Consider the following 7,900-nt stretch of genomic DNA (forward strand, 5'->3'; position numbering starts at 1 on the left):
TTCGTTCAAAAATGGTGAGCGAAGATTACAGCGCGGCGAGGCTGAGCCTGTTCCAGGCTTGCAGTGGAGGCGAGCCCGGAGCCGCCACGTCAAGGCGTATGGGTCCCCGCCTCTGCCGGAACACTCCCCGGGCGTTCCGGCGAAGGCCGGAACCCATACCCTCGGACGTGCAGCCAAGCTCTCTCACGCGGCACCACGCATGAAAAAGCCCGGCACGATGGCCGGGCTCTTCCTGTTCTTTGTGCGCGGACGATCAAGCCTGCGGCTGCGGCTCCAGGCCCGGATCGTTGCGGGGGCGGGTGCGGCCGGTCGTCGGCACGGCTGACCCACGCGGGGTCGGCGGAGTGTCGGCATCCTCGCGCACCGGCGGCTTGCCGGCGAGCAGGCCGATGATCTCGTCGCCGCTGAGCGTCTCGTATTCGAGCAGGCCCTGCGACAGCGCCTCCAGCTGGTCGTTCTTCTCCGTCAGGATGGTGCGCGCCGTGGCGTAGCCCTCCTCCACAAGACGGCGCACTTCGGCGTCGATCTTGCGGGCGGTCTCCTCGGAAACCGTGGGCTGCTTGCCCATGGAATACCCGAGGAACACCTCTTCCTGCTGGTCGCCGTACATCACGGTGCCGAGCTGGTCGGAGAAGCCCCACTGCGTCACCATCGCGCGGGCGAGCTTGGTCGCCTGCTGGATGTCGGAGGATGCACCCGAGGTCACCTTGTCGGGGCCGAAGGTGATCTCCTCCGCCACGCGGCCGCCCATGAGGATGGCGAGGCGCGAGGTCATCTGCTCGTAGGACATGGACAGCTTGTCCCGCTCCGGCAGCTGCATGACCATGCCGAGCGCACGTCCGCGCGGAATGATCGTGGCCTTGTGGACAGGATCGGTCGCGGGGACGTTCAGGGCCACGATGGCGTGACCGCCCTCGTGATACGCGGTCAGGATCTTCTCCTGCTCGGTCATGACGAGCGTCTTGCGCTCGGCACCCATCATGATCTTGTCCTTGGCGTCCTCGAACTCGGCATGCGTGACCATGCGCTTGGAGCGGCGGGCCGCCATCAGCGCTGCCTCGTTGACGAGGTTCATCAGGTCAGCACCCGAGAAGCCGGGCGTGCCGCGGGCCACCGTCTTCAGGTTCACGTCCGGCGCCAGCGGCACCTTGCGGGCGTGGACCTTCAGGATCTTCTCGCGGCCGAGAACGTCCGGATTCGGCACCACGACCTGGCGGTCGAAGCGGCCAGGACGCAGCAGCGCGGGGTCCAGCACATCGGGACGGTTCGTCGCGGCGATGATGATGATGCCTTCGTTCGCCTCGAAGCCGTCCATCTCCACAAGGAGCTGGTTCAGGGTCTGCTCACGCTCATCATTGCCACCGCCGAGGCCGGCGCCGCGGTGGCGGCCGACTGCGTCGATTTCGTCGATGAAGATGATGCAGGGCGCGTTCTTCTTGGCCTGCTCGAACATGTCGCGCACGCGGCTGGCGCCGACGCCCACGAACATCTCGACGAAGTCGGAGCCCGAAATAGTGAAGAACGGAACGCTTGCCTCGCCCGCGACCGCACGTGCGGTCAGGGTCTTACCCGTGCCGGGAGGGCCGACGAGCAGAACGCCGCGCGGGATGCGGCCGCCGAGACGCTGGAACTTCTGCGGATCGCGCAGGAATTCCACGATCTCCGACAGGTCTTCCTTGGCCTCGTCGATGCCGGCCACGTCCTCGAACGTCACGCGGCCATGGGCCTCGGTCAGCAGCTTGGCCTTTGACTTGCCGAAGCCCATGGCCTTGCCGGCCCCGCCCTGCATCTGCCGGGACAGGAACACCCACACGCCGATCAGCGCCACGAAGGGCAGCCAGTTCAGCAGCAGCGCCAGGAACCAGGGCATCGAGTCCTGCGGCGCACGCGCCGTCACGGTCACACCCTTGGTATAAAGCCGCTCGACCAGCGAGGGATCGTTCGGAGAGTAGGTCTTGAACGTGCGTCCATCGACATAGGTGCCGGAGATGTTCGGCCCCTCGATCAGCACGTCGCGCACCCGCTGGTTATCCACCTCCGTCAGCAGCTGGCTGAACGAAATCTCGTTCGCAGCGGTGCGGTCGCTCGGCCCCTGGAACAGGGTGAACAACGCAAGCAGCAGCATGACGATGATGACCCAAAGGGCAAAATTCCGGTAATTCGGGTTCATCCTGAGCCTTTCAGGCCGGCGCATCGCAAGTCGCAAGAAGAGCGCAGACCCCGGATGCAATGTAAGGGGCCCGTTTTGCATTGCCAAGGTGCGAAGAGACGCTGCGGCGCGCTCTTCTTCAACCCTGCGGCACCCGGCGGGAACGCGGTGGCGCGCGCTCGATACGCACCGGCCCCGATCCCACCCTCACCGCGCAGCCGGCAAGCGTCCTTGCGAGCGAGCGGCGCGCGCGCAGCGCGCCCAGCACGGCCTCGAACAGCGCTTCGGCTCGCGCCAGCCTGATCGCCGCGCCGCCGCCGGCTTCATCGAGGGCCCGCACGAGCAGCCTGAGCGCGATCTCTTCCGGCAATTCGAGCAGGGCCGCGCGATCCAGCTCGATCCGCCCTTGCCCCAGCGCGGCGCATCGAGCCCAGGCTTCCTCGGCAGCCCATGCCAGCGCGTTCTCGGCTCGCGCCACGCGGCGCGCCAGCACGGCCAGCCTCCCGGCGCTCAGCCCCTCGCGCTCCAGCACGGCGCGCGACTGCCGCAGCCGTGCCCTCGCAAAGCGGACGTCGCAATTGCTGGGATCCTCGTGCCAGTCGAATCCCCCCGCCTCCAGCGTGGCGACAAGGCGGTTCTTCGGCACGTTGAGGAAGGGACGGACATGGCGGATGCCGCTGCGCGGAACCTCGTCGCGCATGGCGGCAAGCCCCGTCAGTCCCGAGCCGGCCGCAAGGCGCAGGAGGACGGTTTCCGCCTGGTCGTCCATGGTGTGTCCGGTTGCAAGATGTGACATCCCGCGCCGGCGGGCGAGATCGGTCAGGAGGCCGTAGCGCGCGGTCCGCGCCTGCTCCTCGATCCGGGTTTCCGGCTTCGCGCCGGTCCAGTCCAGCACCATGTGCTCCACGCCCAGGCGGCCGCATGTGGCGGCCACTGTTCCGGCCTCGGCCCGGCTCTCCGGCCGCAGGCCATGGTCCACCGTGGCGGCGATCATCGGAACGTCTTGCCTGTGCGCCCAGTCGGAGAGCAGCACGAGAAGCGCCATGGAATCGGCGCCGCCGGACACCGCCGCCAGCAATCCCTCGACAGGGGCGAAAGGCCGCATCAGGAGGTCTGTTTCCGCGCCATCAAGGGGCCGTGATTGGGGGCCAATCGTGATCATCCCGTTGTCAGATCCCAACCCCGCCGCGCCCTCGGGCCACACCCTCTGAATGTCACAGGATGCATGTACAATTCCGCTCTGGAACATATTTGCAACTGGAAACAATTAACCCTGCAGTTAAGGGGAACTGGTAGCCCTTCCCCACATTGTAGATGCGGTGATTCGCCCGTCGGCGATGGCCCGCGCGATCCCACGTGTTCAGCACTTTTCGGAAAGACACCTCGTTGCGTCGTCGCGATCTCCTGCTCGGGGCTGCTGCCCTGCCTTTCGCCTCCGGTCTTCTGTACCAGCTGGCGCAGGTTCCGCTGGCACAGACGGGAGATGCCGTGCCGTTCTCGGCGGCCCAGGTTCGCCAGATTGCACGTGATCTCGCGTCGAAGCCGTACCAGGCACCCGATACCCGCCTGCCGGAAGACTTCCGCGATCTCTCCTACGACCTCTACCGCGACCTTCGCTTCCTTCCGGACAGGGCGCTTTGGCGTGGCGAAAACCTGCCCTTCCAGGCGCAGTTCTTCCATCGCGGCTTTCTCTACAGCAACCGCGTGGAGATCTTCGTGGTTTCCGAGGGGCAGAGCCGGCCCGTCCTGTATTCGCCGGAGCAGTTCACCTTTGGGCGCGTGAAGCCGCCGGCACCGGACGCCAATCTCGGCTTCTCGGGCTTCCGCCTGCACAGCCCGATCAACCGCCCCGATTACTTCGATGAGATGACGGTCTTCCAGGGGGCCAGCTATTTCCGCGCGGTGGCCAAGGGCCAGACCTACGGCCTCTCGGCACGTGGCCTTGCCATCAAGACGGCCGACGCAGCCGGCGAGGAATTCCCCACCTTCCGCAGCTTCTGGCTGGAACGCCCGCAGCCCGGCACCTCGTCCATCGTCGTCCACGCGGTGCTGGACAGCGAGAGCGCCGCGGCGGCCTACCGCTTTACCATCCGCCCGGGCGAGACCACCCTTTTCGACGTCGAGATGGCGATCTATCCGCGCGTCGACATCAACCAGGCGGGCCTCGCGCCGCTGACGTCCATGTTCTACTTCGATGCGAACGACCGCGAAGGCATCGACGACTTTCGTCCGGGCGTCCACGATTCGGATGGGCTGGCCATCTACAACGGACGTGGCGAGCGCATCTGGCGCCCGCTCACGAATCCCCAGCAGCTTCAGGTCAGCGTCTTCGGCGACGTGAACCCGCGCGGCTTCGGCCTCATGCAGCGTCAGCGTCAATTCTCGGACTACGAGGACATCGAGGCCAAGTACGAGAAGCGGCCCAGCCTCTGGATCGAGCCGATCGGCGATTGGGGCGAAGGCGGCGTCCACCTCATCGAAATCCCGACGCAGGGTGAGATCCACGACAACATCGTTGCGTTCTGGCGCCCGCGCTACGCCCTGCAGAAGGGCGGCGAGTACCTTTACAATTATCGCCTGCACTGGTGCGGCGCTGCACCGACGGACACGCCGGAGCAAGCCCGCATGGTGCGGACCAGCTCCGGCAATTTCGGTGAAAACCGCCGTATCTTCGTCATCGACGTGGCGGGCCAGAAGACCGAGAGCACGCCCATCACGGACATCCGCGTGGACGTCACGTCCAGCGCCGGCAAGATCGAGCATCCGGTGCTGCAGACCAATCCGGAAAAAGGTGGCTGGAGGGTCAGCTTCCAGTTGATCCCGGATGACAATCCCGTCATCGAATTGCGCGCGGTCGTCATGCGGGGTGACGAGCCGGTCTCCGAGGTCTGGGTCTATCGATGGACGAAATAGTGACGGCTCCGGCGGCGCTCCAGGCTCAGGAGCGTTTCAGGGCGCTGCCGGATGAAGCACCGCTCGCAATGCCGGTGCAGTCATTGTTCAAGAAGCCGCCCAGCGGTGGAAGGCCGGCCTCGCAGCCGGCTTTCAGCTTCATGCGCCGCGCCGCCATCTTCCTGCCGACGCTTGCCATCACGGCCGTGGGCGCCAACGAGATGTTCCGCGTGCTGAACGTGGCGGGGATGACCATCCCCGAATGGTTCGTCCTCATCCTGTTCGTCCTGCTGTTCGCGTGGATCGCGTTCTCGCTGTGCAGCAGCCTGCCGGGTTTCATCTCGCTGCTGTTCCGCAACGGCTGGAAGCTCGGCATCGATCCGACGCGCCCGCTGCCGGAACTCCGCCAGCGCACGGCCCTGCTGATGCCGATCTACAACGAGGATCCCACGCGGATCATGGCCGGCCTTCAGGCGGTCTATGAGGATCTCGAGGCCAGCGGGCGGCTCGACCATTTTGACTTCTTCATCCTCAGCGACACCACGGACGCCGAGGTCTGGATCGCGGAGGAAGCGGCCTTCCTCGCGCTGCGCCAGCGCACGGGCGGCGAGACCCGCATCTTCTATCGCCGCCGCTTCAAGAACGTGGAGCGCAAGGCCGGGAACATTTCGGACTGGGTGCGCCGCTTCGGTGCCGCCTACCAGCAGTTCATCATCTTCGACGCCGACAGCGTCATGACCGCCGATGCCATCGTGCGCCTGTCCGCCGGCATCGAGGAAAACCCGGATGTCGGCCTGATCCAGACCCTGCCCGTCATCATCAACGGCTCCACCCTGTTCGCGCGCCTCCAGCAGTTCGCCGGTCGCGTCTATGGCCCCCTGATCGCGCACGGCATCGCATGGTGGCATGGGTCGGAGGGCAATTACTGGGGCCACAACGCCGTCATCCGCACCCGCGCCTTCGCGGAGCAGGCCGGATTGCCGCACATGAAGGGCCGGTCACCGTTCGGCGGCCACATTCTGAGCCACGACTTCATCGAAGCGGCGCTCATGCGCCGCGCCGGCTGGGCGGTGCACATGGTCGCCGGTCTTCAGGGCAGCTATGAGGAGAGCCCGCCCTCCCTCACCGATGTCGCGGCGCGCGACCGGCGCTGGTGCCAGGGCAATCTGCAGCACATGGCAGTGCTCCCGGCCCGCGGCCTGCATCCCGTCAGCCGCCTTCACCTGCTCGTCGGCATCGGCTCCTACATCACCGCGCCGCTCTGGTTCGCGTTCCTTCTCTCGGGCGTCCTCATCGCGCTGCAGGCGCGCTTCGTCCCGCCGCAATATTTCGGCGACGAAATGTCCCTGTTCCCGAGCTGGCCCGCGCAGGACCCTGTGCGCGCCGCCTGGGTGTTCGGCGGCACCATGGCCATCCTGCTGCTGCCGAAGTTCCTGGCTTACATCGCGCTGCTGACACGGCCGGAGGACCGCAAGGGTTGCGGCGGCGCCATACGCGCGTTCTTCAGCATGATCCTCGAAACGCTGATCACGGGCCTCATCGCGCCCGTCATGATGCTGATCCAGTCGGTCGCGGTGTTCGACATCCTGATCGGGCGCGACGCCGGCTGGAAGCCGCAGCGCCGTGACGACGGCTCCATCCCGTTCAGCGACATCGTGCACCGCTACGCGTGGCACACCGCCTTCGGCATCCTCACCGCATGGGGCGCATACGAGGTGGCGCCTTCGCTGTTCCTGTGGATGACGCCTGTCATCCTCGGCATGGTGCTCGCCATCCCGCTGGCAGCCCTCACGGCATGGCGCAGCATCGGCATCGGCGCACGCCGCATCGGCCTGTTCCTGATTCCCGAGGAGACGAGCCCGCCGCCGGTAGTTGCCCGCGCCCGTGCGATCACGAAGGATCTCCAGGTCGATGAGACCGACACCGGCGCCGTGCAGAGGCTTCTGGCCGATCCGGAGCTTCTCGGCGCCCACCGTTCCATGCTGCCGGCGCGTCCACGCCGCCGCAGCGGCGGCGTGGACGCCCATCTCGTGGTCGGCCTCGCAAAGCTGGAGGACGTCGCGGATGAGCCCATGGAGGTCGTGCTCGGCGATCTTGAGCCGCGCGAACTCGGCGCCCTGCTCGGCGATCCGCGTGGGCTGGACCAGTTGCTGGCCATCGCCCGCCGCTAGGCACGAAAAAGCCGGGCGTCGTGCCCGGCTTCCTCAATCCTCACGCCGTGTTCGAAGGCATCAGCACTTCAGGCGCTGCTGCTCCCGGTCGCCCTGCTGCTTGGCGGCGGAGCGCGGATATTTCCGGCTCAGTTCCAGCAGCGTGGCGCAGGCCTGTTCCTTCTCGTTGATTGCGCCGAGCGTCTGTCCCAGCCGCAGCATGCTGTCGGATGCGCGCGGCGACTGCGGATATTCCGAGACCACCTTCAGGAAGGGCTCTATGGCGTCGCTGTGGCGCTGGCGCTGGTAATAGCTCTCGCCCAGACCGTAGAGTGCATCCGGCGTGCGCGGATCCTTCGGGAACTGACTGACGAAATTGCTGAATTGCGTTTCGGCGAACTCGTAGTCCTTGCGCTGGAGGAAGCCCTGGCCCAACGCATATTCCTCTTCCGCGCTGCCGCTCGCCGTCATGGAGCCGCCTCGTGCCGCCGCCTGCGCTGACGCTGGAGGCGGGCCGCCTGCCTGCGTGCCGCCGCCGAACTCGGGCGCGATGACCATGGGCGCCCCGGCTTCAGGTCGCACCAAAGGGCCGGGCTGCCCCGTCACCGGTCCGGCGGTCGGGCCGCTCGGCAGTCCCCCGAGATTCTGCGGGCCGGGTGCCCCGCGCGTCGTGTCGGCCGAGCTGTTGCCCGGCGCGCGGAGTGAACCG

General features: G+C 66.7%; 5 protein-coding genes. 2 read left to right on the forward strand and 3 right to left on the reverse strand.

Going from position 1 to position 7,900, the window contains the following annotated elements; genetic code table 11:
- Positions 1 to 253 precede the first annotated feature (253 nt).
- Both ftsH and tilS read right to left on the reverse strand, forming a co-directional pair.
- Positions 254 to 2,170, reverse strand: coding sequence for an ATP-dependent zinc metalloprotease FtsH (ftsH, locus tag SCD90_RS06545; protein WP_319843820.1), 1,917 nt, complete (start codon positions 2,168 to 2,170; stop codon positions 254 to 256).
- 118 nt (positions 2,171 to 2,288) lie between these two features.
- Positions 2,289 to 3,311, reverse strand: a complete 1,023-nt coding sequence (gene tilS, locus SCD90_RS06550; protein ID WP_319843821.1) for a tRNA lysidine(34) synthetase TilS — start codon at positions 3,309 to 3,311, stop codon at positions 2,289 to 2,291.
- Positions 3,312 to 3,535: 224 nt separating this feature from the next.
- Between tilS and SCD90_RS06555 the strand changes: the two genes are divergently transcribed.
- A complete protein-coding gene (locus tag SCD90_RS06555) occupies positions 3,536 to 5,062 on the forward strand; it encodes an OpgD/OpgG family glucan biosynthesis protein (RefSeq protein ID WP_319843822.1) in 1,527 nt (508 codons plus the stop codon).
- On the forward strand, positions 5,050 to 7,212 hold the full coding sequence (gene mdoH / locus SCD90_RS06560) for a glucans biosynthesis glucosyltransferase MdoH (protein ID WP_319843823.1): 2,163 nt from the start codon (positions 5,050 to 5,052) through the stop codon (positions 7,210 to 7,212). The genes SCD90_RS06555 and mdoH overlap by 13 nt, the downstream gene beginning before the upstream one ends.
- Before the next feature lie 60 nt (positions 7,213 to 7,272).
- On the opposite strand, the gene ybgF is transcribed toward mdoH, so the two are convergent.
- Positions 7,273 to 7,900, reverse strand: a 628-nt coding sequence (ybgF, locus tag SCD90_RS06565) for a tol-pal system protein YbgF (protein ID WP_319843824.1), incomplete at its 5' end; no start/stop codon positions are given.

The organism is Terrihabitans rhizophilus (assembly GCF_033898525.1).
Lineage (GTDB): Bacteria > Pseudomonadota > Alphaproteobacteria > Rhizobiales > Methylopilaceae > Flaviflagellibacter > Flaviflagellibacter rhizophilus.